We start from the raw sequence: 26,193 nt of genomic DNA, 5'->3' as shown, positions 1-26,193 counted from the left end.
AGAAAATGCTTCCGTCTTTTCTTTTTATTCGACAAAAAATTTGATTGCCCCGCATCTATGGATGCGGGGCAATCAAGTCAGTGACTGGAACTGGCGACTAGCCTTCGATCTGGCCGGTCTGCTTGGCCTTCAGCGCCGCCAGGCGGGCTTCAACTTCAGTCTGTTCGCCAAGATCCTCCAAGGACTCGAACTGGGCGTCCAAGCTGGAAGAAGCCAGCTCGGCGGCTCCTCGAACGCGTGCTTCCTCGCGGCGGACCTTCTCCTCGAAGCGGCCAATCTCGCTGGAAGGATCCATGATGTTCACGGCCTTGACGGCTTCATTGACCTGGTTCTGTGCGTGGGCTGCCTTGGAACGGGCAATCAGCTCATCGCGCTTGCTGGTCAGCTCGGTGCGCTTTTCCTTCATCTGGTTCAGGCCAGTCTTGAGCTTCTCAACGATTTCACGCTGCGAAGCAATGGTCGGCTCTGCGGTCTTCATTTCAGATTCGGACTGCATCTGGCGCTGAATGGCGACCTTTGCAAGATTGTCGAACTTTGCCGCGTCAGCAGCATTCCCCGCAGTGCGGAATTCGTCGGCCTTGTTCGACGCCGCCAGAGCCTTGTTGCCCCAATCGGCAGCAGCCTGCTCGTCTTCCTTGTAGTCGTCTTCGATCATGCGCAGATTGCCAATGGTCTGGGCAATTGCCTGCTCCGCCTCGGCAATGTTGTCGTTGTAATCGCGGACCATCTGGTCCATCATCTTCTGCGGGTCCTCGGCAGAATCAAGAAGTGCATTGATGTTTGCCTTGGCCAGCTGGGTGATGCGGCCGAAAATAGACTGCTTTGCCATGGTTGAATTTCCTGTCTTTCAGATGTTCACGAACATGGGTACTACACTTGCAAAAACTTGAGAGCTAGGTGTCTAGAAGCTGCCTCCGGCACCACCGAAGCCGCCGCCGTCGCCGCCTCCGAATCCACCGTCGCCTCCACCAAAGCCGCCGAAGCCTCCTCCGCCGAACATTCCACCGCCGGAGTTGCCTCCGCCATGGCCGCCGCCGTGGAGAATCGAATCGATGAGAATTCCACCGAGCATGGCGCCTCCGAGGCCGTCGAACATGCCGCCGCGTCCACGTTGGCCGTAGCCTCCGCCAAATCCGTCGCCTCCACCGAAGCCGTTGACATCTTGCTCCGCCATATTGGCCGCCTGGTCGGCCAGCTGGATGGCGCGCTGGGCGGCAGCTACAGCAGTCGCCGGGGCCCGCTGAGCCATGGATTGTGCATCATCCAGGCAGCGCCGGGCTTCGGACAATCGGGTACGGGCAGAAGACCTCACGCCGCCGCGCCGGGCACGGATGTAATCTTCGGTTCCGTTGATCCGCGACTCAGCGGTACGCATCAGGCTCTGCAGCTGTTCGCGCGCAGCTTGCTGCTGCTCAGCCTGGTTGCGAAGCGAGGCCAGAGAAGAGGCCAATGGCTTATTTGCATCATCGAGCTGGGCGATCAGCGCGAGCGGATTGTGCTTGCCGCCCTGGATCGACTGCTTGATGTTGTTCAGTGTGCTCATCACGCTGGCTACAGCACCGGCCAATGCCGGCTGCGAGCCGTTGTCGACCAAGGCTTTGGCCTGCGCCACATCGCGGGCGGCCAGCGCCACTGCCGACTCCAAGTCCGTGTCAGCCTGCTTCAAGGCCTGTGCTGACTTCGAGATTGCTTCCATCAGCACCTCGGCCTGGTCCTGGGCTTCCTCGGCGTTTTGGATCAGCAGAGCGGAACCGGCACGGTCGCTGGAAAGCTGTTCACCAGCCTGCTTCAATGCCGAGGCCGCGAAGGTCAACCGCTCGGAGGCCTGCTCGGCATTATCCATGATCTGCGATACCGCGGACTGGTCGTACTTGGCGGTGAGCTGCTCCAGCACTGCAACTCGGGCTGACAGCTTCTGGCTCAACGGTTCCTGCTCTGCCGAGACTTCGGCAATTCGAGTCTCGGCATTCTGCTCTAGCTGGCGCAGGGACTTGAACTCATCAGCATGTTTCTGAAGATTCTCATTAACTTGGCCACAGCGGTTGATGATTTCGCCAAGCCAATTGCGCTGGTCCTGCTCGGTGTCTGGAATGTCGTCGTCGAGCTGCTGCTGTAGCCGGAACGATTCGGAAAGATGCTGTTTGGCCGCTGCCAGATCGTTGGAGAACACTTCAATGGCCGCCTTGCCATACTGTGCTTCGGCAAAACCAAGTTCCTGTTCAGAAGAGCGGATCGAATCATCGGCGGCAACCAAGAGCTGGTCTGCTTGGCGGCGCAGCTGGTCCAAAGGCACCAGCTGGCGCTGCGGCTGTCCGAACCCGCCCTGTGGTCCACCCTGCGGGCCGCCCTGGGGGAGCTGCGCGCTCTTGTTCTTGCTGCGCCTGTTAAGGACCAAGAAGCCCACGACGCCTACGCCGGCCACGATGATCATGACCCAGAAGAAGCTGATGCCCGAAGAGCTGGAGCTTACCGACTTGCCATTGGCGGCGTTTTCGATGCCCTTGATGGCGCCCTCAGCGGCTCCAGCCCAGTCGTTGTCGCCGAGCGCGGGAAGAACATTTTTGGAGAAGATGTCTTGGCGGTATTTATTGATCGGACTGTTGTCTTGACTGCCGAGATAGGCCTGGCGCTGCTGGGTCGCCACGACGAGGATCGCATCAGAGCTGCCCATATTCTTCTTATTGAAAACCTGTTCAGCCCACTTCTGCGCATCGCTCGGGTTGCTGAACTCATCCACATAGACGGCGAACAGGCTGATGCCGGTGTCTTTGCGAAGTTCCTTGATCTGCTTTTCTAGATCCTTCGCATCCGAGCCGAGAGCATTAGAGTTGTCAATGACGAACTGTCCAGGCGGGATTGTCACCGGGGATTCGGCCATGGCAGGGGCGCCTAGTCCTAAAGCTGCCACCGATGCCACCGCGGCACCAGCCAGCAATTGTCGAACTCTGATTCCCATACGTTCCCACCTGTATTGCCACGTCGATCTTAATAAGGAGCAAACAATTGTCTTGCCCTTAGAAGAAGGTGATTTTTCACTTCGTTTTGATTCTATTTGCCCCAGTGAGCCACGTCCACGACATTTAGCTGCCAGAATAGTTAACTCACAGCGATCGCAAAGAATGTGCAGTTTTTTGCCACAGACCACACCTGTTTAATAAAACCCAAGAGATCCTAGAATTCGAAAGAGGCGAATCATGAGCCAGAATCCGAATGAGCCGCGCGACACCAACTTGGGTGACTCTGCACAGCCAAGCAATCCAACGGAATCCGCCAATGCATCGGCCGAGCCGACCGTCAACCTGCCGCGCACCGAAGCGCAGGCAGCAGTCGGCGAACCAACCTCCGCCTACCCGCGAGTTGAACCGCAGCAGCCAGACTCCGCCGCCGCGAACCAGACAGCAGGATCTTCCAATTTCTACGGCGAGCAGCAGCCCAATACCCAGGACTCGGAATACTCGGCAGCCTACAGCGCGCCGGATGCAGCCCATGCCGGCTACCCGGTTCCACCAGAGCGTAAGCCTGCAGGCAAGAAAATGTTCTCCGGCACGACCCTGATTTCAGGCATGGTCGCCGCCGCGCTGATCGGCGGACTCACCGCAGCGGGAACCACCTACTTCATTTCCGGAAACGATGCTTCGCCGGTATCCAACTCTCCGGCGCCGCAGGCCGGAGTGGTCATCAACAATCCCGACTCGGTCACCGAAGTCACCGCAGCCGCTGCCAAGGCTAGCCCCAGCGTGGTGACCATCGAGGTCTCCGGCAATGGTTCCAGCGGTTCCGGCTCCGGCATCATCTACGACAAGGACGGCCACATTCTGACCAACACCCACGTGGTCACGCTGGGCGGCCAGGTAGCCAACCCGCAGATTTCGGTGCAGACGAACGACGGCAATGTCTACAGCGCCAAGGTGGTGGGCACCGACCCGCTCTCAGACCTTGCCATCATCAAAATTGACGCCCAGAACCTGGTGCCAGCCACCCTGGGCGAATCCTCGGCGCTGAACGTCGGCGATACCGCTGTGGCCATCGGCGCGCCGCTGGGCCTGAGCGGCACCGTCACCGACGGCATCATTTCCACCTTGAACCGCACAATCTCGATTGCTTCCTCGGCAGTGCCTGACAGCACCTCGACCGAGGGCAATGGAGATAACGGAAGCCAGTTCAACTTCCAGTTCCCGGGCCAGGAAAACCAGCAGCAGCAGCAGCGCTCCAGCGGCTCGATCTACGTCAACGTGATCCAGACCGACGCGGCAATCAACCATGGCAACTCCGGCGGCGCGCTGGTGGACTCCCAGGGCAAGATCATCGGCGTGAACGTGGCCATCGCCTCCGCCGGCGGCAGCGAAGACTCCGGTTCCATCGGCGTGGGCTTCGCCATCCCGATCGACTACGCCAAGCGCATCGCCAACGACCTCATCAAGGACGGCAAGGCCACCCATGGTCTGCTTGGAGCCACCGTACAGGCGACAGCGGGCTCCAAGAACGCATCCGGGGCCCCGACCACGTCGTTCTCGGTGGGGGCCACCGTAGTGAAGGTGGAAAACGGTTCGGCAGCCGACAAGGCTGGCCTGAAGTCCGGCGACGTGATCACCTCGGTCAACGGGCGTGCCGTGCGCGATTCCCAGACGGTTACCGCGGCGATCCGCGAAGTTCCCGCCGGCGGGCAGGCAGAGATCACCTTCCTGCGCAATGGAAAGGAACAGAGCGCCAGCGCAACCGTTGGCTCATTGAGCGAGCAGTAAATATGACTTCAAGAATCGTCATATAGTCACGCAACGACACGTGGCGCGGTGTGGTGAAGAACCAACCGCGTCACGTGTTGTTCTATGAGCGATAAAGGCCTTCAACCCTGCTTTGGGTAGATACGATAGAAACTGATGAATTTTCCGGGCAGGCAGCATCGCCTCCCGGTGTTGCCTAGTTTGAGGAAGGCTCGCATGAGCGACGCGAACAACACGCCACTGACTTTGGTGGTGCTTGTCAAGCATGTTCCAGATGTTCAGTTTGACCGACATATCTCTCAAGACTCGCTGCGCTTGGACCGCTCGGAGTCTGTTCTTTCGGAACTCGACGAGTATGCGGTGGAAGCGGCGCTGGCCATCGTTGAAGACAACGGAGGATTCGCGGCGGGCCATCAAGTCATTGCCGCCACCGTCGGCCCAAGCAGCTCCGCCAACTCGGTCAGGAAGGCCCTGCAGATGGGTGCTTCCTCGGGCCTTCACCTGAACGACGACGCTATTGCCGGTTCAGACACCGTAGCCACGTCCAAGGCGCTGGCGGCCTTGGTGTCCCATGTGCCGAACGTCGACCTGGTGCTCACCGGCATGGCATCCACCGATGCGGAGACCTCGGTGATCGCCGCACAGTTGGCAGAGCGCCTCGGCTTCGCCCAGCTGACCCACGCCCAGTCTGTTGAATTCGACGCGGCGCAGCGTGAAGTTACGATCCACCGCGAACATGGAGACCAGCGGCTGACCTTGAAGGCTGCGCTTCCAGCAGTCCTGTCGGTGACCGACCAGGCCAATAATCCGCGCTACCCGAACTTCAAGGGCATCATGGCCGCCAAGAAGAAGTCCATCGAGGAAGTCGATCTGGCAGCTGTGGGACTTTCCGCAGCAGAAGTCGGCACCGAAGGATCCACCACCAGTGTGCTGGCCGCAGACAAGCGCCCTTCGCGAGAAGCCGGCACCATCATTACCGACAGCGGAGAAGCAGGCATTGCACTGGTTGACTTCCTCGCCGAACAGAAGCTGATCTAAGGACCTATCGCGAACATGTCTTCTGCACTTGTATTTTTCTCCCACGTTTCCACCGTGCCCAGCAAGGCCCAGCGAGAACTGCTGACCCTTGCCTCCCGATTCGAAAACCCGACCGTCGCAATAGCTTCGGTTCCAGGCGAGGAGGCTCTCAAGGTCTTCGGCAGCTACGGCATTGCCACTGTGCTGCAGGCTGAGAATCCGCAGGCCAGCTTCGGCACCCATGAGCTTTCGGTGCTCGACGCGGCACTGCAGCACACCGACGCAGACCTGGTGCTGTTGGAGAACGACAGCTTCAGCCGCGAACTGGGCGCGCGCATCGCAGTGCGCCGCAACGCCGCAATCGTCACCGATGTCATCGACGTCTCCGCCGACCTGATCGCCACCAAGGACGAGCTGGCAGGCGGCTACAGCGCCAGCGTAAAGTCCGCCACCGGCGTGCTGATCGCCACCGTCAAGCCCAACAGCATCGAAGATGCGCCGCTGGACTGCCAGGACAGCGTCGAGGTCAAGAACCTGGAACTGGCGGCCCCTCTGGTGCCGGCAGTGAGCATCGTCGCCGCAGACCAGAAGGAAGCCTCGGACCGCCCGGCATTGAGCGAAGCGCGCATCGTCGTGGCCGGCGGCCGCGGCGTTGACGGCGACTTCAGCGCCGTGGAAGACCTGGCCGACGCCTTGGGCGCCGCCATTGGCGCCTCCCGCGCCGCCACCGATGCTGGATGGATCTCCCACGACGCGCAGATCGGCCAGACCGGCGTCACCGTCTCGCCGCAGCTGTACATCTCCGCTGGAATTTCCGGCGCCATCCAGCAGAAGGCTGGAATGCAGACCAGCAAGTTCATTGTCGCGGTGAACAAGGACATGGATGCTCCGGTCTTCGAGATCGCTGATTTGGGCATTGTCGGCGACCTGGCCAAGGTGCTGCCGCAGGCCGCCGCCGAGATTCGACGCCGCCAGGCATGATCGACGCACAGCAGTTCATCGCTGCCTCGACCCAGCGGGTCCTGGCCTTCGCCGCGCACCCGGACGATCTTGACTTCGGTGCAGCCGGCACCATTGCCGCACTCAGCGCCGCGGGCGTCGAGGCGCAGTATTGCATCATGACCGACGGGGACGCCGGCGGATTCGACGAGCGCGACCCGCAGGAGACCGCACGGCTGCGCCACGAGGAACAGCGTGTGGCCGCGGCCCGTGTGGGAGTGCAGCAGGTGCATTTCATGGGGGAGCGCGACGGCTACCTGGAAGCCAGCCATGAGGTGATGGCCAAGGTCGTCAGGCTTATCCGGCAGGTGCGTCCAACGATCGTGATGGCCATGCATCCTGAACGCAATTGGGATCGAATCCAGCGTTCGCACCCGGACCACCTTGCCTGCGGCGAAGCGGTGACCAGGGCGATCTACCCTGCGGTGGAGAACCCGTTCGCCTATCCGCAGCTGCTGCAGGAGGAAAGCCTTGAAGCCTACAAGGTGCCGTGGCTGTGGCTGTACGGTGCACCCAAGGAACGCGAAAACGGTTTTATCAACATCACCGATTTCTTTGGACAGAAAATGGATGCGCTGCGGGCCCACTTCACCCAGCATCCTGATGTCGCCGCCATGGAAAACTTTGTCGCCCAGCAGTGCAAGTTGAACGCCCAGCGCGGACAGCTGCCCGAGGGGTCGCTTGCCGAAGCCTTCCACTTGGTCGCAGTCAATGCGGATGACACCATTGCTGGCTTCTAGCCGCCAAGGCGCACCGGGCTGAAGAAACAACAAAGCGGGTGGGGCCTGTTCACGTTCTCAATGAACGTGAACAGGCCCCACCCGCTTTTAATGCCTAGCCAGATTCCTAGCCTTGGCCCTTGGCCTGATCCTGCTGATCGGCCTTCGGCTTCAGCGGAAGGTCGACCGAAGCTTCGGTGTCCTCCGATGGAGCTTGGGGGACCGGGGTGTCTTCGATGGTGATGTGGATGGCCAGCACGTCATCTGCCGGGGTGACCCCGTCGTCGATGTCTTCACCGCTGCTTGAAGCCACCACCGAGGCGCCGGTCTCTTCATGTACTGCCCAGACAACGTATTCCTGGGAGTCATCCAGCGGAGGCAGCCCGGTGATTTTCACGCCGATGGCGTTGTTTGCCTTGGACGTGCTCAAAACCGCTTCGCCGCCGTGCTGCAGGGCGACCGTCTGGGTGACAGCGTCGACGGCGCCGGAGGCAATGGATGCCTTGTTGCCGCTGTTGAGCAGCGTAAAACCGACAAGGGCCAGTACAACGACGATGACGGCTCCGATGATGCCGAAGATCCAGCGTTTTGGCTTCGAAGCAGATTCTGCCCGCGAAGTGCTGGATACCTGGCTCACTAGGTCCAGTCCAAGATTCTCGTCCTGCGGATCTTCGCGGTGCTGGGATTCGCTACCGTTCATAGTCTTGGTTACTCCCGAGTTGTCGTGGGCATAGTTCAATACCTGCAGTTTCGCAGGCACAGTAAAGAGCCTACTTTATAAAGATTGGGTAAAGCTGTATACGTGGCTGGATCGAGCTGGTATTTTATGCCCCGGCGAAGCCCTGCTGGCGCCATGCCTCGTAGGCGACGATGGATGCGGTATTGGCCAAATTCAAGGAACGGCGCCCCGGAAGCATCGGCAGGCGCACCAAGTCGGTGACGCGCTCATGCTTCTTGTCTTCGGCGCTCAGCCCCACCGATTCTTTGCCGAAGAGGAAAATGTCGCTGGGTTCGTAGCTGATGTCGCTGTACACGGTTTGACCTTCGGAGGTGAAGGCGAAAACGCGCCCCTCGCCTAGGGCTTCGAAGCATTCCTCAAGATTCTCGTGCACTGTCACAAAGGCCAGATCATGGTAGTCGAGGCCTGCCCGCCTCAGATTTGCATCTTCAAAATTGAAGCCCAGCGGCTTGACCAGGTGTAGCTGGGCACCGGTGATGGCCGAGAGGCGGATGGCGTTTCCGGAGTTACCCGGAATTTCTGGAGCATTGAAAACTATACGAAACACGTTTCCAGTTTAATGGTGTTTTCCCTGCCCGCCGACCAGATCAGTACATGCCGCCAAGCAGCCTGGCCAGCACCTCGCGGTCCACGACGTTCGGCGAGGGCCCCGAGCCCAGGAACAGCTTCAGCTCGCGCACCAGCGTGGCGGCGTTGACAACATTCTGGGACGCCGAGGCCGATGGCTCCGCATTGCGCCGGTATTCGATCACCGGCTCATGGTGGTTGCCGTTGGCAGCGAGCACCAGCGTGTAGGCTGCCACATTCATCTGCATAAAGGCCCGCTGCATCCCCGAAATCTGGATGACCGGTGGCTGGGTGAGCTTGTTGCCGTGGCGCAGCACGGCGCCGTCATAGGAGTAGTAGCCCTCTGGCAGCATCATGGTGTTGATTACCGCCATCCGGTATCCGGCGGTGACCACGTGGTCATAATGCCCGCCGCCGGGCGCATGCAGTCCGGTGACAAGCCGGGCCGCCGGCAGAACCGTCAACAGGTTTTTGGACAGCAGGTTGATGGCTACCGCCTCACGGGTCAGCCGGGAACGTGCGGCGAACAGGCCCCGCTTGCGCGGCTCTCCGTGCATCCGCTGCTGCGAGCGGGCGGCGTCCAGCGCGGTGAAACTCGCGTCATCCAACGGCGGAACGTATTCGGTGGGCAGCTGGGCTTTGGGCTGCTGGGTGTTGGTACGCAGGCGCTCGTCATAGGGCCGCGCCGCGTAGCCGGCGCGCGGAGCCTGTCCCGGGGCTTGGAAGGAGCGGTCGAACGCATCGGGTGACTGCCGGTCGCTAAGCACCTGGTAGGCCTGCTGCACCTGCTTGAACGCTTCTTCGCTTCCGCCCAGGTCGGGGTGAGTGGCGCGGGCCGCCCTGCGGTAGGCGACCTTGATTTCTTCGAAGCTTGCCGTGGTGGAAACGCCAAGAATTTCGTGGGGGCTCGGCGTGTTCATCGAGGGGCAAGGTCCTTTCGGCGGCGTGCAGGGATCAGCTGGTGGTTTCAATCCTAGCTAATGACCTGTGGCGAAGGCTTTGCGACTCTGGGCTTTTGCTGAGAGCCGCATGAATTGCCCGAGGAGCTAGCGCTGTACCCGGTAGTCGCACAGCAGCATCGACTCTTTTTCCAGCAGGGTGTGCAGCCGCAGCTTCAGCTGCTGCTCATGTTGCGCTACGCAGATCCTGGACCCCTGGCCGGAGGCAAGCACCGGCGAATAGCTCAGGCACAGCGAATCCAGCTGGCCTGCCGCCGCGAACTGGCCGAAGAGGCGAGGACCTCCTTCTGCATGGATGAAGTCCAGACCGCGGGCTGTGAGCTCTTGTACGACCTGCGCTGGATCGGCCCCTCCGCTAGCCTGCCCGACCTGGATGATCTGCACATTCTGCGGATAGCTGGCGCGCACCTGCTCATTGACAGGTTCGGCGCAGAACAGCAGCACCGGTGCGGGGGACTGGTTCAGCACTGCCATGTCGGGGCCCAGGCTCAGGCTGCGCGAGACAATGGCCAGCACTGGATCCGCGGCCAGCCCATGGGAGGTGCGCCAGGCGCGGTCGGCGTCCGAGACCAGAGGCCCTTCGTAGCCTTCTGCATGCACCGTGCCCGAGCCGACAAGCACCACCTGGGCCAGGCGCCGCAGCAGGGTGAACACCCGATGGTCGGCCTCGGTGCCCAGGGCGCCGGACAGTCCGTTCAGCTGGGCGCTGCCGTCCACGCTGGAGACGAAGTTGAAGCGGATGAACGGGCGCTGTTTGCTGTCATAGCGTTCAAGCAGGTACTCGTCGCTGACGGCTTCGCGCGCCTCGGGCAGCAGTGCTCTCATGGTCTGACCCCTAGGACTGGGAACTGGTTTCGCGTTCGGGATGGGCTGGAGGATTGACGTCTCCCATATTGTGGATCTGCTTTACCGGCTGGCGCCAGCCCTGGGCCGCTTCGATCAGCCGCACGGTCTGCACCGACTCGGCGACATTGTGCATGCGGATGATGCGCGCTCCGCCCATGGCGCACATGGTGGCCGCGACCATGGATCCCACCACGCGCTCGGCCTTGGGCAGGTCGAGGGTCTCTCCGATGAAGTCCTTGTTGGACACCGCCGCCAGGGCAGGGTAGCCCAGCGAGGCGATGTCCTGGAAGTTCGCGGTGATATCCAGGGTGTGGCGGGTGTTCTTGTTTAGGTCGTGGCCCGGGTCGATGATGATCTTCGATTCGTCGATGCCGAAGCTCTTGGCCAGCCGCACCCGCTGGTTGAGGTAGGAGCGGACCTCGGCCACCACGTCGTCATAGTGCGGGCGCGGGTAGATGGTGCGCGGCTTGGCCAGCGAATGGGTCAGCACGATGTGCACGTTGTTCCTTGCCACCACTTCCGCCAGCTGGGGGTAGGCCAGGCCGGTGGTGTCGTTGATGACGTCCGCGCCGGCGTCGATCGCCGCCTGGGCGACCTGGGGCTGGAAGGTGTCGGCGGAGATGATCACATCGCTGCGCCGGCGCACCGCCTCGATGACCGGGACGATGCGCGCGGCCTCCTCCTGCCAGGGCAGCTCCGGACCGGGAGAGAAGGGCACCCCGCCGATGTCCACCCAGTCGGCCCCTGCCTCCACCGCCGCCATCGCTGCTGACACCGCCTGGTCCAGGCCAAAGGTGGACCCGGCGTCATAGAAAGAGTCGGGGGTGCGGTTGATCACCGCCATGACGGCGATCCGCTGGGAGAAGTCAATGCTCTTGCGGGAGAAGTGATGGATGGGAACCTTCAGATCTGGCAGAAACATTGCTGGCGGCTCCCTTGTCATCAAAGCTTTATGGTTCAAAGTACTTCACCATTCATATCATTGACTGCGGTCAAACAGTCGATGTCCAAGACGGCTGGGTAGTCTTAAGTCATGCAGCTTTCCCATGTTTCACCCACTGCCGGCCAGTGGATCATCAACGCCTGCGCCAGCGCCGACCCCCTGACAGTGACCGCACAGGTGCCCGTCGGCTATGAACGCTACGTCCGCATTCTGCACCCTGCCCTCGACGAGGACGACCAGCAGGTCACCTGGGCGGCCGTGGCCGCCAGCCGCAACCACATCCTGACCGCCGCAGACCTCTTCGAAACCGTGGCCGGGCTGGACTCGGCAGGAAATCCGGTGGCCGAAGACGCCTGGGTGGACACCGACCTGCCGCTGGACGAGCTTCCCGAGAACCTCTGGAATCAGCTGGCGCAGCACCTGATCAAAGCAACGGCAGGCCAGAAGTTCATCGCCGGTCTCTGGGCGGGCTATGCCTTCATCGAGGGCGGGGAGCGAATCCAGATCGAGCTGGAGCCCGATGCCTCGCTGAGCGAAGAGGAGAACCAGGCTGCCTACCAGACGGCGCTGGCCCAAGCCCAGAAGCCCGCCTTCAGCAGCGAAGACCTGGCCCAAGGGGCGCTGGAACTTGGTGGCGGCTACCGCAACTACCACCTCTTCGAAGTCGACGCGGCCTTCATCGCCAACCCGCTGTGGGCGCAGACTGCAGAAGGGGAGCAGCGCCAGCGCCCGTCGCTGGCCTTCGCCGCCGACCACTCGTGGATGCTGTCCACCGAACCCTATGACGACTGCACCATCGTGGGCGGCCCGGCCGCGCTGATCGACGCGATCCTGCGCGATCCAAGCCTTGAAGCTATCGAGGTCGGGGAATTCACACGGATCGGGCATTCTAACTAGGTGCGCAAAGCTCGTACCATTGAAGGGATATGAATACTTCCGCCGTATACCTGGACCACGCGGCAACCACCGACATGAACCCGGCGGCGCTGGCGGCCATCACCGAACAATTCGCCCGCACCGGGAATCCCTCCTCGCTGCATTCGGCGGGGCGGCGGGCCAACCGCGTCGTTGACGATGCCCGCACGGCGCTCGCCGAAGCGGCCGGAGCCCACCCCAGCGAAGTGATCTTCACTTCCGGGGGCACCGAATCCGACAACCTGGCGCTTAAGGGGCTGTACTGGTCCCGCGTGCAGGCCAACCCGCAGGCCCGGGGCATCTTGGTTTCCGGCATCGAGCACCATGCGGTGCTTGACACCGCCGCCTGGCTCGAAGAGCACGAGGGCGCCCGGCTGCTGTGGATGCCGGTGGACGCCGACGGCGTGCTGGATCTGGACGCCGCCGCAGCCCTGGTGGCGCAGCACCATCAGTCCATCGCCCTGGGCACCATCATGTGGGCGAACAACGAGGTGGGCACGGTGCAGCCGGTGGCCCAGTTCGCCGAACTGCTGGCAGGCTACGGCATTCCCGCGCACAGCGACGCGGTGCAGGCCTTCGGCGCGGTAGACGTGGATTTTGCACAGTCGAAGCTGGCAAGCATGGCCATCAGCGCGCATAAGATCGGCGGACCGGTTGGCATCGGCGCACTGCTGGTGCGCCGGGACATCACGCTGACCCCGGTGCAGCACGGCGGCGGGCACGAGCGGAAGATGCGTTCGGGCACCATGAACGCCGCCGCCGCGGCAGGCTTCGCGGCCGCCGCAGCCGATGTGCGGGCACACCTGGCGGAGGAATCGGCCCGGCTCGCCGCCCTGCGCGAATTCGCAGTGCAGCGCATTGCCGAACTCGTTCCCGAAGCGGTGCTCAACGGACCGCGGGATGAAGGCAATGCAGGGACCCGGCTGCCGGGAAACCTGCACTACACCTTCCCGGAATGCGAGGGGGATTCGCTGCTGTTCATGCTGGACATGCAGGGGATCGCCTCCTCCACCGGCTCGGCCTGCACCGCCGGAGTGCCCCAGCCATCGCATGTGCTGCTGGCCATGGGCAGGGATCCGCGCACAGCGCGCAGTGTGCAACGCTTCACAATGGGGCATAGAACCACCCAAGAAGACGTTGACGCATTATTGGAGGCCTTGCCGCAGGCTTATGAGCGGGCAAGGAAGGCTGGCATGGCAGCCGATGAAAGCAGCATTCACACAGCAGGAACAGGTTTTTCACGATGAAGGTACTCGCAGCAATGTCCGGCGGCGTCGACTCGGCGGTGGCCGCGGCCCGCGCCGTTGAAGCCGGCCACGACGTGGTGGGAGTCCACCTGGCCCTCTCGCGCATGCGCGGCACCCTGCGCACCGGCTCGCGCGGCTGCTGCACCGTGGAAGACTCCAACGACGCCTGGCGCGCCTGCGACAAGCTGGGCATCCCCTTCTACGTGTGGGACTTCTCCGACCGCTTCGCCGAAGACGTGGTGGACGACTTCGTCGCCGAATACGAGGCAGGCCGCACCCCCAACCCGTGCATGCGCTGCAACGAGAAGATCAAGTTCGCCGCGCTGCTGGAAAAGGCGCTGGCCCTAGGCTTCGACGCGGTGTGCACCGGCCACTACGCCAAGGTCATCCGCGACGAGGCAGGCAACCCCGAACTGCACCGCGCGGCCGACTGGGCTAAGGACCAGTCCTATGTGCTCGGCGTGCTGACCCACGAACAGCTGGATCACTGCATGTTCCCGCTGGCAGAAACCCCGTCCAAGGCCGAGGTCCGCGCCGAAGCCGCGGCCCGCGGGCTGACCGTGGCCAATAAGCCGGACAGCTACGACATCTGCTTCATCCCTGACGGAGACACCCGCGGATGGCTGGCCGAGCGCATCGAGATGAAGCCAGGCGCCATCGTCGACCACGAGGGCAACCAGCTGGGCGAACACGGCGGCGCACAGGCATTCACCGTGGGCCAGCGCAAGGGCCTGCACCTAGGGCGCCCGGCGGCCGACGGCAAGCCGCGCTTCGTCCTGGAAATCCGCCCCAAGGAAAACAAGGTCATCGTCGGGCCGGAGGCGCTGCTGGCGGTAGACCAGCTCACCGGCATCCGCGTGTCCTGGGCCGGCAAGCCGATCGATGAGATCTCCGCAGGCACCAGTTTCGAATGTATGGTGCAGGTGCGCGCCCACGGAGACCCGGTGGAGGCGGTGGCCCACATGGAACGCACCGACAACGGGACGGAGCACCTGGTGGTCAACCTCCCCGAGGGCATGCGCGGCGTGGCGCCGGGCCAGACCATGGTGGTCTACCAGGGCACCCGCGTGCTCGGCCAGGCAACCATCGACTCGGCCCGCTCCAGCGCCTGGGATCCGGCGCAGGTCAGCTAGGCCGCAGACAGCAAACGCCATCGCCCTGGTTCAACGCTTGTTGAACCAGGGCGATGGCGTTTATTCGTTTTGCTAGGCCGCAAATGGACTAGTTGCGGACGAACTTGATCTTCCAGACCTCCGGGCCTTCTTCAAGGTAGCTGATCTCGAAGGCTTCAGGGCTGCGCGCCTGCAGCTGGGCCAGCAGCGGTACCGGGTTGTGCGTAGCAGAGAGGATGATCCCAGAGCCCGGGCGGATCGAATCCAGAGCACCGAAGATCGCGGCATGACGCACCGCATGCGGGATGGTTTGGACATCGAGCAGCGGCAGGTCTTCGTCGTGGCCGCCGCAGGCGCACGTGCCGCCGGGCTGAACCTTGGAAGCTTCTTCCTTGCTCGACGAAATCTCAATGAACTCAGCCATGAACCTTCTCCTTTAGACCCGCGGCCTGGCCGCAGTGTTCCGATCGCCACGTTGCGTGGCATGACAGGACTCATTTTATTACACTTAACTCAGTGGAAAATACGTTGAGGGCGAAATCTCACCCGGGAAAGGAACCACTCCATGAGTTCCAAGGAACCTAGGCGCCAACCACGGCGCAGCGGCGCCGGGCGCGTACATTCCCCGACCCGGGAGAAAATCCTCACCCTGATCGAAACGCACACCGATGGGGTCAGCCTGAACTGGGTGGCCCAGCATCTGGGCCTCCACGAAAACACGGTCAGGGCCCACCTCGAAGCCCTGCACGCCGACGGCTACCTCAGCCGCAGCCTAGCGGCCGCCAGCGGCCGGGGCAGACCGGCCTGGATCTGGACGCCGGCCCAGAGCGGGCCGAGCCCCTTCGCCCAGCTCGCCTCGGCGCTCGCCGGACAGATCGCCGCCGCCAGCGCGGACCCTGCCGCCGAGGCCATCGCGGCGGGCAGGCGCTGGGCATCATCACTTGCCGGAGCCAATGACCTGTCCCAGTCGACCGACCCGGTGCTGCGCTCCCTTGAAGAACTGGGGTTCTCGCCGGAAGCCAATGCCGGCGGCAGCCTGACCCTTCGCAGCTGCCCGCTGCTCAGCGCAGTGGCCGACCACCAGCAGATTGTCTGCAATGTGCATCTGGGCATGGTGCGCGGGCTGGCCGAAGCCCAGGGAGCTGATGCCGGCGGCATCCAGCTGCACCCCTTTGCCGGCGAAAACCGCGGCTGCATCCTCAACATGAACGAACCTGCCGGAAAGACCCGATGAACACCCCTGTCGCAGCCAAGCCCAAGCGCCGCAAACGGGGCGGGCGCTGGCGCTTGTCGCTGATGCTCCCTGCAGGACTGTGCCTTTTGATCGGGCTTGACGCCGCGCTGCTGCTGCTTGACGTGCCGGCTCCCGTGCCCGCGGCCTACTGGGCCCCGGCCCACGGGCTGATCATGGTCTATGGATTTGTGGGCGCGCTGATCTGCCTGGAGCGCGCGGCGGCGCTGGGCAAGCCGCTGGGCTATCTTGCCCCAATCCTGCTGGTCTCCGGCGGCGCGAGCCAGCTGATTGCCATCCCTCAGTGGGCCACCGGGGCGCTGCTGATCGCAGGCATGGCAGGCGTGCTCGCGATCTATGTTCCGCTGTGGAAGCGCCAGCGCGCCGACGCGGTGCTGATCCAGATGCTCGGCGCCTGCGCAGGCCTGGCCGCGGTGGTGCTGTGGACCGGGGGAGTGCAGATCCCGCTGCTGCTTCCGTGGCTGGCGACGTTCATGGTCGCAACCATCGCCGGAGAGCGCGTAGAGCTGGCCCGGGTGCAGCTGAGCGCTCGGGCAGAAGCCCTCGCGCCGGTCCTGGCCTTTGCGCTGATGCTCGGTGCCTTGGCAGCCACGCTTTTCATCGACGTCGGCACGGTTCTGTTCGGCCTGGCGCTGGCAGCGCAGGTTATCTGGCTGGCGGCCAACGACGTGGCACGCAGGACCATCAAATCCACCGGCGCCCCGCGCTATATGGCCGCCTGCCTGCTGACGGGATACTTTTGGCTGTTCATCGCGGCGGCAGCTTGGATGCTCGGCTACCCGAACACCACCGCCAGATACGACACCGTCATCCATGCGGTCTTCCTCGGGTTTGTGATGTCGATGATCATGGCCCATGCCTCCACCATCCTGCCGGCGGTGCTGGCAGTGGACCTGCCCTACCGCAAAGCCATGTGGATCCCGGCGCTGCTGATGCACCTTGGACTGGTCATCAGGATCTGGCTCGGCGACGGACTGGGCCTGCATCTGGCTTGGCAGATCGGCGGGGTGCTCAATGTGCTCGCTTTGCTGCTCTTTGTGCTCGTTGCGGCGGGGTCCGCAGTCTACGCCTCCATTGACAATGGGAAGAAGGTTCATTCCTCATGAACATCCAGCTCGGTTCCTCTCCGGTGCCGAACAAGGTTTCCAACCGCGGCTTCTGGCCGCTGCGGGATCTGCCCACGGCGATCTGGCTGATCCTGGTAGTGGCGGTGGCGCTGATCCACCGCCAGCTGCCGGCGCCGCGCTGGCTGCTCATCCACCTGCTGATGCTCGGCGCGCTCTCCCACGCCATCCTGGTCTGGTCGCAGTACTTCGCCACCGCGCTGCTCAAGCTCGTGGTGACCGAAAAGTCGCGCCGGGAACAGTCAATCCGCCTTGGGATGATGAACGGTGGCGCCGTCGTGGTGGTCATCGGGGTGCTGGGCACCCTATGGCCCATCACGTTGCTTGGCGCAACGAGCATTGCCGCCGCCGCCCTGTGGCACGGGATATGGCTCTATCGCCGGATGAAGGGCGCACTGCCTTCTCCTTACAGCCCCAGCGTGCGCTACTACATCGCCGCCGCCTGCTTCCTGCCCGTCGGAGCAGGGCTAGGCACCTGGCTATCCACCTCGCTGGCATCCCCGCTGCATGAGCGCATCATGCTCGCCCATGCACTGGTCAACCTGCTCGGCTGGGTGGGGCTCACCGTGGCCGGCACCCTGATCACGCTGTGGCCAACGATGCTGCGCACCAAGATCGCGCCGAATGCGGCACTGCGCCTGCGCCGCGCCCTTCCAATGCTCATTGCCGGCGTGCTGGTCTCAGCCTCGGGCGCCGCGGCAGGGCTGCTGCCTGCCGCGGCTGCAGGCGTGCTGGTCTATTTGACAGGGCTCGGTTTCATGGCCGCACCATTCATCTACGCCGCCAAGGCCAAGCCTCCGCGCAGCTTCGCCACCCTGTCGGTGCTCGGCGCCGTGAGCTGGTGGATCGGAACCCTGGTGTGGACGCTCTACGGGATGGCCGCCAGCAGCGACTGGGTGGCCATGGGAAGCATCTTCGACACGGTCGCCCCGTACCTCGTGGCAGGCTTCGGAGCGCAGATCCTGCTTGGTGCGCTGTCCTACCTGATTCCGGTGGCATTGGGCGGGGGACCTCGGCCGGTGCGCGCGGCGGCCACCTATTTTGACCGCGGCGCCTCTTGGCGCGTGAGCATGGCGAACACGGCCCTGCTGGTCTGCGCCCTGCCGGTGTCCTCCCTGGTCAGGGTCCTTGCCTCGGTGCTGTACCTCGTGGCCATGGCAGCTTTCATTCCGGTGCTCTTCGGCGCCTTGAAAGCGCACCGGACTGCAAAGAAGCAGGCAGGGGCCGTGCCGGCCGGGCTTCCAGCCAAGGACCGCACTCCGGTGGAGCCTGAAGGTGCGCGGCCCAGGGGACAGCGCCTGGGACAGGCCGCCGCAGGATTCATGGCAGTGGTCCTGGCCGTGGCGCTTGGCGTCGCCCTTGATCCAGCTGCCGCCGGCATGCGCGAGCCGGCAGCGGCAACTCAGAACCAGAGTTCCGCAGCAGGTGGAGACACTGCGCCGGTGAAGACCGTGGAAATGACCGCCCAGAACATGCGCTTCACCCCGTCGCGTATTGAAGTTGAAGCCGGCACCAGGCTGGTCATCAAGCTCACCAACACCGACGCCTCCCAGGTCCACGACCTGGTGCTGGCCAACGGCGCCGAGTCAGGACGGCTTGCCCCGGGGCAGAGCGCAGAGGTCGACGCGGGAATCATCACCGCGGATCTGGATGGCTGGTGCTCCATCGTCGGGCACCGCCAAATGGGCATGGTCATGCACATCGCGGTCACCGGCGCCGCCGACGGCAGTGCAGGCTCCGGACAGGACAGCCCCGCTCCGACGCAGCAGCCTGATGCCCAAGCCCACGGCAGCATGCCGGGGATGGATCATTCGGGGAATGCCACGCCCCAGGACGGAAAACCAGACCTGATGGCCACGCCGGGAGAAAACTTCAAGGCACACAATCCGGTGCTGGATAAGCTGCCCAAGAACAACGGCAAGCCAATGGTGCACAAGCAGAAATTCACCGTCAGCGAGCTGGAAGCTGAGGTCGCCGCGGGGTTCACCCAGAAACTGTGGACCTTCAACGGCACAGCGCCCGGCCCGACCCTTCACGGGCGGGTCGGCGACAAGTTTGAAATCACGCTGTACAACGACGGCACACTGGGCCATTCAATCGATTTCCACGCAGGATCCCTGGCCCCCGACAAGCCGATGCGGACCATCGCACCTGGCGAGGAGCTGACCTACACCTTCACCGCCACAAAGTCCGGCATCTGGATGTACCACTGCTCGACCCAGCCAATGAGCGCGCATATAGCCAACGGCATGTTCGGAGCCGTGGTGATCGAGCCCGAGGACCTGCCGGAAGTGGACGCTTCGTTCTTGATGGTCCAGTCCGAGTACTACCTCGGCGCGCAGGGCGAACCGGTGGACGTTGAGAAGGTGGCAACCCAGAATCCGGACCTGGTGGTATTCAACGGCTATGCCAACCAGTACGGCTTCGATCAGCTGCAGGTCAAGGCCAATGAGAAGATCCGCATCTGGGTGTTGGACGCAGGCCCCAACCGTCCCAGCTCCTTCCACGTCATCGGCGGGCAGTTCGATTCGGTGTTCTTCGAAGGAAGCTATCTGCTCGATGCCAGGGACAAAACCAGCGGGGGCTCCCAAACCCTGGCCCTTGCGCCGGCACAGGGCGGATTCGTTGAACTGAGCCTTCCCGAAGCCGGAAACTATCCCTTCGTCACGCACTACATGTCGGATGCCGAAAAGGGCGCCCACGGCATGATCCACGTGAGCGACTAGGGACGTGAAGAAGCCACGGCAGCGCACACCATGTGTGTTCGCTGCCGTGGCTTTTGTGCGCAGTTTTTAGGCTTCGTCGACGATGCCGAACATGCGCGCAGAAATATCTTGGTACTCCACCCGGGTCTTTCCAGCCTCCAGCTTGGGCAGCTGGGCCGGGGAGTGGGTATTGCAGTGGACAAAGTCGAAGGACGGCCACCACTTCTTCGGCCGCTCATAGTCTTCGGCTCCGCAGACTTCGCAGACCAAATGAATCCACACCGGGCGCTTGCCGGTGCGGTTGGAGCGCGACTGCGCCAACCACGCAGGGGGATTGGTGTTCAGCTCACGGAAATCAGCCTCGCTGATCTTGCCGGGAATGCCGTGCTTCTTGGCCATTTCTAGGGGAATATCCAACGCAATGGCCGCGTCTCTTCGTGTCATCATTACCTACCAGCGTAGTTCACGCCCAGAATGAACCACCAGCACGGCCGTCGCACATCACGTTGAGAAGGTGAACTCGTGATGCAGAACACCGGTTCTGCCCGCCCGAGGCCCAAGAAAAACGATCCAAGCAGCCAATGCATTAGTCATAGGTGGCTTTCATCACATAGTCTTATGTGAAGCATGTGTTATTCATCACCACCAGAAACATGCTCACGGATTATTAAGGATCACTCAATGACTCGCAAAAAGAACGGGCTGCGTCTCGCCGCAGCCGTTTTGGGTATTTCCGCTCTCGCACTCACCGGCTGCACCTCAGCTGCTCCAAGCGGCAATGAAGGCAGCGGCGGCGGCGACGCCGCCAGCTCGCCGATCACCTTGGGCACCACCGACAAGGTCACTTCCCTCGACCCGGCCGGCTCCTATGACAACGGCTCATTCATGGTCATGAACCAGATCTTCCCATTCCTGCTGAACTCGAAGCCGGGTAGCCCGGATCCGTCCAACGATCTTGCTGAATCCGCCGAGTTCACTTCGCCCAACGAGTACACCGTCAAGCTCAAGTCGGGTCTGAAGTGGGCCAACGGCCACGACCTGGACTCCAAGGACGTGAAGTTCTCCTTCGACCGCCAGCTGAAGATCGCCGATCCAAACGGTCCGTCTTCGCTGCTGGGCAACGTCGAGTCCATCACCGCACCCGATGCCAACACCGTGGTCTTCAAGCTCAAGGTAGCCAACGACCAGACCTTCCCGCAGGTGCTCACCTCGCCTGTCGGCCCGATCGTGGACGACGAAGTCTTCCCGGCAGACAAGGTGCTGGACGACACCGAGATCGTTTCGGCCAAGGCCTTCGGCGGCCAGTACGTGATCGACTCGTACAACAAGAACAGCCTGATCTCTTTCTCGGCCAATGACTCCTACGCCGGCGTGCTCGGCGCGGCCGCGAACAAGTCCGCCGCCATCAAGTACTACGCTGATGCCAACAACATGAAGCTGGACATCCAGCAGGGCAACATCGACGTGGCATGGCGTTCGCTGACCCCGACCGACATCCAGGACCTGGAAAAGCAGGACAACCTGACAGTCCACAAGGGCCCGGGCGGCGAGCTGCGCTACATCGTCTTCAACTTCGACACCATGCCATATGGTGCCAAGACCGCTGACGCCGATGCCGCCAAGGCCCTGGCGGTACGCCAGGCGGCCGCCAACCTGGTCGACCGTCAGGCCATTGCCACCGAGGTCTACAAGGACACCTACACCCCTGCCTACTCCTACGTGCCGCAGGGCTTCACCGGCGCCATCGAGCCGCTGAAGGATCTGTACGGCACCGACGGCAAGCCGGATGCCGCCAAGGCCAAGAAGGTTCTGGAAGACGCAGGCGTGCAGACCCCGGTCAAGCTCGCTCTGCAGTACAACCCAGACCACTACGGTCCAAGCTCAGGCGACGAGTACGCCATGATCCAGAAGCAGCTGGAAGCCGACGGCCTGTTCAAGGTGGACTTGAAGTCCACCGAGTGGGTCACCTACCAGAAGCAGCGCGTCACCGACTACCCGGCCTACCAGCTGGGCTGGTTCCCCGACTACTCGGATGCAGACAACTACCTGTCGCCGTTCTTCGCCAAGGACAACTTCCTGTCGAACAACTACGACAACAAGGACGTTGACAAGCTGATCGCAGAGCAGCGCGGCATGACCGACACTGCACAGCGCACCAAGGCCATCGAAGAGCTGCAGACCATGGTCGCCAAGGACCTGTCCACCCTCCCGCTGCTGCAGGGAGCCCAGGTTGCTGTTGCGGGCAAGGACGTCAAGGACGTCGACAAGACCTTGGACGCATCGTTCAAGTTCCGCTTGGGCGTACTGAGCAAGTAGCCGGCGGCTGCCTGTTCCAACCCACACCTCTAGGGGGTTCGCACGGCCGATCACACCGGATCGTGTCGTGCGGATCCCCTAAGTCTGCGCCCTGAACAGGGCGCCCCACGCATCAGATTTGCGACTTCAAAGGACTGACGATGACCATCACGTCACCACCGGGGCAAGTACCCAGCCCACTGGCGGCACCCAAGCCAGCCAAGCAGAAGCAGAAGGGCGGCGGCTTCCTCCGCTACCTGATTACTCGATTCCTGCTCATCATCCCCACCGTGTTCATCCTCATCACGGTTGTTTTCTTCCTCATGCGCATTACCGGCGACCCGATCACCGCGGCGCTGGGCGGACGCCTGACCCCGGATCAGCTCGCCGCCCGCATCCACGAGGCCGGCTATGACCGGCCGCTGATCCTGCAGTACTTCGAGTACCTGGGCAAGATCTTCACCGGAGATTTGGGACGCACCCTGAGCGACAACCGCGCAGTGTCCGAAATCCTGACCACCTACGGCGCGGCCACACTGGAACTGGCCATCAACTCGGTGCTCGTCGCGCTGATCGTCGGCATCCCGCTGGGCCTGGTCGCCGCGAAGTTCCGCGACCGCTACCCGGATGCAGTGCTGCGCGTGCTGGCCATCCTCTCCTACGCCACCCCGGTCTTCTTCGCCGGCCTGCTGCTCAAGCTGATCTTCGGCGTCTGGCTGCATGCGCTGCCGATTGCAGGGCGCGCCGACTGGCAGACAGAACTGCAGCTGACCAACCTGCAGGCGCCGACCGGCATCTACTGGCTCGATGCGCTGCGCAGCGGTAACATGGCAGCCTTCGGCAACGTCATGGAGCATGCGCTGCTGCCTGCCATCGCCTTGGGCCTGCTTACCGGCGGCGTGTTCCTGCGCTTGGTGCGCACCAACGCCATCGGCACCTTGGGCCGCGAATACGTGGAAGCCGGCCGTTCGCGCGGCGTCAGCGAGTTCCGCCTGACCACCAAGCACGCCTACCGTCCGGCGCTGATCCCGATCATCACCGTGATGGGCATGCAGATCGCCATGCTGCTCGGCGGCGCCGTGCTGACCGAGACCACCTTCGAATGGAAGGGGCTGGGCTTCAAGCTGGCCGAGTACCTGACCGCCCGCGACTTCGTGGCGGTCCAGGGCATTGTGGTGCTGTTGGCAATCATCGTGGCGGTCACCAACTTCATCGTTGATATTTTGGCCGCACTGATCGACCCGAGAGTCAGGTACTAGCCATGGGTACAGCAACTCTGTCCAAAGCAAATCAAAGCTGGGCCGCCAAGCTTCCGATCATCTCGCACCTGCGCATGTCTTCCGGCCTGCAGCGTGGAATGCTCGTCGCGGGCCTGATCTTCAGCGCCCTCTTCGTCATCTGTGCGGTCTTCGCTCCGTTGATCGCCCCCTATGACTTCGCCCAGTCATCCGACGCCAACGGGGACTTCCCGCGCCAGGCGGCTCCCGGAGGCCAATTTATCTGGGGCACCACCGCCAGCGGCTACGACGTCTTCTCCCGCACCGTCTACGGCGCGCAGACAGCCATTCTGGTGATCATCGCCGCCGTGGTGATGTCGCTGTTCATCGGCGTGCTGCTCGGCTTGATCTCCGGCTACCTCGGCGGCTGGTTCGACCGCATCATGGTCGTGCTGGCCGACGCGATCTACGCCTTCCCGTCCCTGCTGCTGGCCATCGTGATGTCGATCGTGATTTCCCAGGGCCAGTCGTCCCTGTACGGCGGCGTCATGGCAGCTGCCATTTCCATCACCGTGGTGTTCATCCCGCAGTATTTCCGCGTGGTGCGCGCCGAGGTGATGCGCCTGAAGGCAGAGCCCTTCGTCGAGTCCGCCCAGGTGATCGGCTCTAGCCCATGGCGGGTCATGTTCACGCACTTGTTGCGCAACGCCACCCGCACCCTGCCGCTGATCTTCACGCTGAACGCCACCGAAGCGCTGCTGACCCTGGCAGGCCTTGGCTTCCTGGGCTTCGGCATCGAGCCGACCAGCGCCTCGGAATGGGGCTATGACCTGAACCGAGCCATGTCGGATGCCACCAGCGGCATCTGGTGGACCGGCCTGTTCCCTGGCCTCGCCATTGTGCTCACCGTGCTGGGACTGACCCTGGTCGGCGAGTCGATGAACGACCTGAACGATCCGCGACTGCGCCGCTTCAGCCGCAAAAAGGCCAAGCGCATCACCCAGGCAGGAGGCAAGGCATGAGCCACGCAGCAACCGTCACCAGCGAGGGTGAAAACGTCCTGCGCATTGAAAACCTCAACATCGACTTCGTCACCGACGCCGGGGCAGTGCCCGCGGTGCGCGGCGTCGACCTGGAAGTCAAGGCCGGGGAGATCCTTGCCATCGTGGGCGAATCAGGCTCCGGCAAGTCCGTCACCGCGCGCACGGCGCTGGGCATCCTGGCAGAAAACGGTGCCTCGCATGGCGCCGTGTACCTCAACGGCAAAAACATGCTCACCCTGCACGGCGCGCCGCTGCGCGAAATGCGCGGCAAGGACGTGGCCATGGTCTTCCAGGAGCCGTCCACGGCTCTGAACCCGGTGTTCACCGTGGGCTGGCAGATCATGGAGGGCATCCGGGCGCATGCCAAGATTTCCAAGAAGGAAGCCAAGGCCCGGGCCATCGAGGCCATGCGCCAGGTGGGCATCCCGGATCCTGAACAGCGCGTCGACTACTACCCGCACCAGTTTTCCGGCGGACAGAAGCAGCGCGTGGTCATCGCCGCCGCGCTGGCGCTGAAGCCACAGCTGATCGTCGCCGACGAGCCGACCACCGCGCTGGATGTCACGGTGCAGGCAGAAATCCTGGCGCTGCTGCGCGAACTGCGCAACGAGCTGGGCACCGCGATCGTAATCATCACCCACAACATGGGCGTCGTCGCAGACATCGCCGACCGCGTGATCGTGATGAACCAGGGCAAGATTGTCGAGCAGGCCCCGGCGCTGCAGCTGTTTGAAGCTCCGCAGGAGGAATACACCCGCTCGCTGCTGGCTGCAGTGCCCCACCTGGGCCGGCAAAGCGCTTCAGAAGGCATGGAAGAGCGCCCCGCAGCCGGCTCCGAGGTGCTGGTGGAAGCCAAGGAGCTGGTGGTGCATTTCCCAGGGCGCATGGGCGCCCCGGGATTCACCGCCGTCAACGGGGTGGATTTGAAGATCCATGCCGGCGAGGTCTACGGCCTGGTGGGGGAGTCCGGCTCCGGAAAAACCACCATTGGACGCACCATCGCCGGCTTGAACAAGATGACCGGCGGCTCGCTGAAGGTGCTGGGCTACGAGATGGCCAACTTCAAGGAGCGCACCTTCAAGCCGCTGCGCGAGCAGATCGGCTTCGTGTTCCAGGATCCGGCGGCCAGCTTCAACCCGCACCTGACCATCGGCGAATGCGTAGCCGAACCGCTGATGGTGCACCGCCAGCTGGGCGCTTCCGCCACCCGCACCAAGGTGGGCCAGCTGCTGGAAGCTGTGCAGCTTCCGGCGGGCTTCGCCGACCGCTACCCGCACGAGCTCTCCGGCGGCCAGCGGCAGCGTGCCTCGCTGGCCCGCGCGCTGGCCCTAGAGCCCAAGCTGCTCATTGCCGACGAGCCGACCAGTGCACTGGATGTGTCGGTGCAGGCCAAGGTGCTGGAGCTGTTCCGCGAGCTGCAGGCTGAGCTGGGCTTCGCCGCCCTGTTCGTCTCCCATGACCTTGCGGTGGTTGACCAGCTCTCCACCTGGGTCGGAGTGCTCTTCCGCGGCACCCTGCTGGAAGAAGGCCTGGGCTCCAAGGTTTTGGCCAACCCGCAGCACGACTACACCCAGCGCCTGATCGCCTCGCTTCCGGTGCCAGATCCCCGCGAGCAGGCCCAGCGCCGTGCACGCATCGAGGAGCTGAACCGCCAGCAGGCCTAGCGGCGGTGCCCGAACAGGTCTGAGCCCGCGGCGGACCACTGTGAATTCACGGTGGTCCGCCGCGGGCTCTTCGCCTTTAAGTGCCCGGCGTCACCTTCTGGGTCAAGAG

Annotated in this window: 23 protein-coding genes; 14 read left to right on the top strand and 9 right to left on the bottom strand. The window is 63.1% G+C overall.

The window, feature by feature from the left end; all coding sequences use genetic code 11:
* Positions 1-97 precede the first annotated feature (97 nt).
* Both AUR04nite_RS13275 and AUR04nite_RS18440 read right to left on the bottom strand, forming a co-directional pair.
* Positions 98-829, bottom strand: a complete 732-nt coding sequence (locus tag AUR04nite_RS13275) for a PspA/IM30 family protein (protein WP_141365843.1) — start codon at positions 827-829, stop codon at positions 98-100.
* A 72-nt stretch (positions 830-901) separates the two neighbouring features.
* On the bottom strand, positions 902-2,956 hold the full coding sequence (locus AUR04nite_RS18440) for a TPM domain-containing protein (RefSeq protein ID WP_141365841.1): 2,055 nt from the start codon (positions 2,954-2,956) through the stop codon (positions 902-904).
* A 238-nt stretch (positions 2,957-3,194) separates the two neighbouring features.
* Here AUR04nite_RS18440 and AUR04nite_RS13265 point away from each other — a divergent pair, with 238 nt between their 5' ends.
* The 4 genes from AUR04nite_RS13265 to AUR04nite_RS13250 all read left to right on the top strand — a co-directional run bounded on the left by AUR04nite_RS13265 (position 3,195) and on the right by AUR04nite_RS13250 (position 7,477).
* Positions 3,195-4,742 carry a S1C family serine protease gene (locus tag AUR04nite_RS13265; protein ID WP_141365839.1) on the top strand — a complete coding sequence of 516 codons (1,548 nt, stop codon included), beginning with the start codon at positions 3,195-3,197 and terminating at the stop codon, positions 4,740-4,742.
* Positions 4,743-4,937: 195 nt separating this feature from the next.
* Complete coding sequence (locus tag AUR04nite_RS13260; protein WP_174787886.1) at positions 4,938-5,759, top strand: electron transfer flavoprotein subunit beta/FixA family protein; 822 nt, start codon at positions 4,938-4,940, stop codon at positions 5,757-5,759.
* A 15-nt stretch (positions 5,760-5,774) separates the two neighbouring features.
* The gene (locus tag AUR04nite_RS13255) at positions 5,775-6,719 is read left to right on the top strand and encodes an electron transfer flavoprotein subunit alpha/FixB family protein (protein WP_141365837.1); all 945 of its coding nucleotides are present in this window, start codon (positions 5,775-5,777) and stop codon (positions 6,717-6,719) included.
* Positions 6,716-7,477: a PIG-L deacetylase family protein gene (locus tag AUR04nite_RS13250; RefSeq protein ID WP_141365835.1), complete on the top strand. Its 762-nt coding sequence runs from the start codon at positions 6,716-6,718 to the stop codon at positions 7,475-7,477. Before AUR04nite_RS13255 ends, AUR04nite_RS13250 begins: the two co-directional genes overlap by 4 nt.
* Before the next feature lie 106 nt (positions 7,478-7,583).
* Here AUR04nite_RS13250 and AUR04nite_RS13245 read toward each other — a convergent pair whose 3' ends face one another.
* The 5 genes from AUR04nite_RS13245 to folP all read right to left on the bottom strand — a co-directional run bounded on the left by AUR04nite_RS13245 (position 7,584) and on the right by folP (position 11,489).
* Positions 7,584-8,216, bottom strand: a complete 633-nt coding sequence (locus AUR04nite_RS13245) for a hypothetical protein (protein WP_141365833.1) — start codon at positions 8,214-8,216, stop codon at positions 7,584-7,586.
* Between the two features lie 64 nt (positions 8,217-8,280).
* Positions 8,281-8,742, bottom strand: a complete 462-nt coding sequence (locus AUR04nite_RS13240) for a tRNA (cytidine(34)-2'-O)-methyltransferase (protein ID WP_141365831.1) — start codon at positions 8,740-8,742, stop codon at positions 8,281-8,283.
* A gap of 40 nt (positions 8,743-8,782) precedes the next feature.
* Entirely contained in the window at positions 8,783-9,682 is a 900-nt protein-coding gene (locus AUR04nite_RS13235) for a J domain-containing protein (protein WP_141365828.1), read from the bottom strand.
* Between the two features lie 126 nt (positions 9,683-9,808).
* Positions 9,809-10,546, bottom strand: a complete 738-nt coding sequence (locus tag AUR04nite_RS13230) for a dihydrofolate reductase family protein (protein ID WP_141365826.1) — start codon at positions 10,544-10,546, stop codon at positions 9,809-9,811.
* Between the two features lie 10 nt (positions 10,547-10,556).
* Complete coding sequence (gene folP / locus AUR04nite_RS13225; protein ID WP_141365824.1) at positions 10,557-11,489, bottom strand: dihydropteroate synthase; 933 nt, start codon at positions 11,487-11,489, stop codon at positions 10,557-10,559.
* 111 nt (positions 11,490-11,600) lie between these two features.
* On the opposite strand from folP, the gene AUR04nite_RS13220 reads away from it, so the two are divergent.
* From AUR04nite_RS13220 to mnmA, 3 genes are read left to right on the top strand one after another with little or no spacing between them, the layout of a single operon-like run.
* Complete coding sequence (locus AUR04nite_RS13220) at positions 11,601-12,407, top strand: hypothetical protein (RefSeq protein ID WP_141365821.1); 807 nt, start codon at positions 11,601-11,603, stop codon at positions 12,405-12,407.
* Positions 12,408-12,436: 29 nt separating this feature from the next.
* Entirely contained in the window at positions 12,437-13,672 is a 1,236-nt protein-coding gene (locus AUR04nite_RS13215) for a cysteine desulfurase family protein (protein ID WP_141365818.1), read from the top strand.
* Positions 13,669-14,805, top strand: coding sequence for a tRNA 2-thiouridine(34) synthase MnmA (gene mnmA / locus AUR04nite_RS13210; RefSeq protein ID WP_141365816.1), 1,137 nt, complete (start codon positions 13,669-13,671; stop codon positions 14,803-14,805). The genes AUR04nite_RS13215 and mnmA overlap by 4 nt, the downstream gene beginning before the upstream one ends.
* Before the next feature lie 88 nt (positions 14,806-14,893).
* On the opposite strand, the gene AUR04nite_RS13205 is transcribed toward mnmA, so the two are convergent.
* Positions 14,894-15,208, bottom strand: coding sequence for a DUF2249 domain-containing protein (locus AUR04nite_RS13205; protein WP_141365813.1), 315 nt, complete (start codon positions 15,206-15,208; stop codon positions 14,894-14,896).
* 141 nt (positions 15,209-15,349) lie between these two features.
* On the opposite strand from AUR04nite_RS13205, the gene AUR04nite_RS13200 reads away from it, so the two are divergent.
* The 3 genes from AUR04nite_RS13200 to AUR04nite_RS13190 are packed head-to-tail and all read left to right on the top strand — an operon-like array spanning position 15,350 to position 19,886.
* Positions 15,350-16,018 carry a helix-turn-helix transcriptional regulator gene (locus tag AUR04nite_RS13200; RefSeq protein ID WP_141365811.1) on the top strand — a complete coding sequence of 223 codons (669 nt, stop codon included), beginning with the start codon at positions 15,350-15,352 and terminating at the stop codon, positions 16,016-16,018.
* A complete protein-coding gene (locus AUR04nite_RS13195) occupies positions 16,015-17,142 on the top strand; it encodes a hypothetical protein (protein ID WP_141365808.1) in 1,128 nt (375 codons plus the stop codon). Before AUR04nite_RS13200 ends, AUR04nite_RS13195 begins: the two co-directional genes overlap by 4 nt.
* A complete protein-coding gene (locus AUR04nite_RS13190) occupies positions 17,139-19,886 on the top strand; it encodes a multicopper oxidase domain-containing protein (RefSeq protein ID WP_141365806.1) in 2,748 nt (915 codons plus the stop codon). Before AUR04nite_RS13195 ends, AUR04nite_RS13190 begins: the two co-directional genes overlap by 4 nt.
* 66 nt (positions 19,887-19,952) lie before the next feature.
* Here AUR04nite_RS13190 and AUR04nite_RS13185 read toward each other — a convergent pair whose 3' ends face one another.
* Positions 19,953-20,312: a hypothetical protein gene (locus AUR04nite_RS13185; RefSeq protein ID WP_141365803.1), complete on the bottom strand. Its 360-nt coding sequence runs from the start codon at positions 20,310-20,312 to the stop codon at positions 19,953-19,955.
* 234 nt (positions 20,313-20,546) lie between these two features.
* Between AUR04nite_RS13185 and AUR04nite_RS13180 the strand changes: the two genes are divergently transcribed.
* From AUR04nite_RS13180 to AUR04nite_RS13165, 4 genes are all read left to right on the top strand, one after another.
* Complete coding sequence (locus tag AUR04nite_RS13180) at positions 20,547-22,181, top strand: ABC transporter substrate-binding protein (protein ID WP_141365800.1); 1,635 nt, start codon at positions 20,547-20,549, stop codon at positions 22,179-22,181.
* A gap of 140 nt (positions 22,182-22,321) precedes the next feature.
* Entirely contained in the window at positions 22,322-23,419 is a 1,098-nt protein-coding gene (locus AUR04nite_RS13175) for an ABC transporter permease (RefSeq protein ID WP_141365798.1), read from the top strand.
* 2 nt (positions 23,420-23,421) lie between these two features.
* Positions 23,422-24,399 carry an ABC transporter permease gene (locus AUR04nite_RS13170; protein ID WP_141365796.1) on the top strand — a complete coding sequence of 326 codons (978 nt, stop codon included), beginning with the start codon at positions 23,422-23,424 and terminating at the stop codon, positions 24,397-24,399.
* The gene (locus AUR04nite_RS13165) at positions 24,396-26,084 is read left to right on the top strand and encodes a dipeptide ABC transporter ATP-binding protein (RefSeq protein WP_141365794.1); all 1,689 of its coding nucleotides are present in this window, start codon (positions 24,396-24,398) and stop codon (positions 26,082-26,084) included. Before AUR04nite_RS13170 ends, AUR04nite_RS13165 begins: the two co-directional genes overlap by 4 nt.
* Positions 26,085-26,193 lie beyond the last annotated feature (109 nt).

The organism is Glutamicibacter uratoxydans (assembly GCF_006539925.1).
Lineage (GTDB): Bacteria > Actinomycetota > Actinomycetes > Actinomycetales > Micrococcaceae > Glutamicibacter > Glutamicibacter uratoxydans.
The sequence above is the reverse complement of the archived record's forward strand: the minus strand, read 5'-3'. Positions and strand labels throughout refer to the sequence as shown.

Bases quoted from the DNA above. Each gene is read 5' to 3' on its own strand.
- folP (WP_141365824.1), bottom strand. From the start codon at position 11,489: ATGTTTCTGCCAGATCTGAAGGTTCCCATCCATCACTTCTCCCGCAAG.
- AUR04nite_RS13220 (WP_141365821.1), top strand. From the start codon at position 11,601: ATGCAGCTTTCCCATGTTTCACCCACTGCCGGCCAGTGGATCATCAAC.
- AUR04nite_RS13205 (WP_141365813.1), bottom strand. From the start codon at position 15,208: ATGGCTGAGTTCATTGAGATTTCGTCGAGCAAGGAAGAAGCTTCCAAG.
- AUR04nite_RS13180 (WP_141365800.1), top strand. From the start codon at position 20,547: ATGACTCGCAAAAAGAACGGGCTGCGTCTCGCCGCAGCCGTTTTGGGT.
- AUR04nite_RS13165 (WP_141365794.1), top strand. From the start codon at position 24,396: ATGAGCCACGCAGCAACCGTCACCAGCGAGGGTGAAAACGTCCTGCGC.
- AUR04nite_RS13230 (WP_141365826.1), bottom strand. From the start codon at position 10,546: ATGAGAGCACTGCTGCCCGAGGCGCGCGAAGCCGTCAGCGACGAGTAC.
- AUR04nite_RS13255 (WP_141365837.1), top strand. From the start codon at position 5,775: ATGTCTTCTGCACTTGTATTTTTCTCCCACGTTTCCACCGTGCCCAGC.
- AUR04nite_RS13175 (WP_141365798.1), top strand. From the start codon at position 22,322: ATGACCATCACGTCACCACCGGGGCAAGTACCCAGCCCACTGGCGGCA.
- AUR04nite_RS13215 (WP_141365818.1), top strand. From the start codon at position 12,437: ATGAATACTTCCGCCGTATACCTGGACCACGCGGCAACCACCGACATG.
- AUR04nite_RS13170 (WP_141365796.1), top strand. From the start codon at position 23,422: ATGGGTACAGCAACTCTGTCCAAAGCAAATCAAAGCTGGGCCGCCAAG.
- AUR04nite_RS13260 (WP_174787886.1), top strand. From the start codon at position 4,938: ATGAGCGACGCGAACAACACGCCACTGACTTTGGTGGTGCTTGTCAAG.
- AUR04nite_RS13190 (WP_141365806.1), top strand. From the start codon at position 17,139: ATGAACATCCAGCTCGGTTCCTCTCCGGTGCCGAACAAGGTTTCCAAC.
- AUR04nite_RS18440 (WP_141365841.1), bottom strand. From the start codon at position 2,956: ATGGGAATCAGAGTTCGACAATTGCTGGCTGGTGCCGCGGTGGCATCG.
- AUR04nite_RS13195 (WP_141365808.1), top strand. From the start codon at position 16,015: ATGAACACCCCTGTCGCAGCCAAGCCCAAGCGCCGCAAACGGGGCGGG.
- AUR04nite_RS13185 (WP_141365803.1), bottom strand. From the start codon at position 20,312: ATGATGACACGAAGAGACGCGGCCATTGCGTTGGATATTCCCCTAGAA.
- AUR04nite_RS13235 (WP_141365828.1), bottom strand. From the start codon at position 9,682: ATGAACACGCCGAGCCCCCACGAAATTCTTGGCGTTTCCACCACGGCA.
- AUR04nite_RS13265 (WP_141365839.1), top strand. From the start codon at position 3,195: ATGAGCCAGAATCCGAATGAGCCGCGCGACACCAACTTGGGTGACTCT.
- AUR04nite_RS13275 (WP_141365843.1), bottom strand. From the start codon at position 829: ATGGCAAAGCAGTCTATTTTCGGCCGCATCACCCAGCTGGCCAAGGCA.
- mnmA (WP_141365816.1), top strand. From the start codon at position 13,669: ATGAAGGTACTCGCAGCAATGTCCGGCGGCGTCGACTCGGCGGTGGCC.
- AUR04nite_RS13200 (WP_141365811.1), top strand. From the start codon at position 15,350: ATGAGTTCCAAGGAACCTAGGCGCCAACCACGGCGCAGCGGCGCCGGG.
- AUR04nite_RS13250 (WP_141365835.1), top strand. From the start codon at position 6,716: ATGATCGACGCACAGCAGTTCATCGCTGCCTCGACCCAGCGGGTCCTG.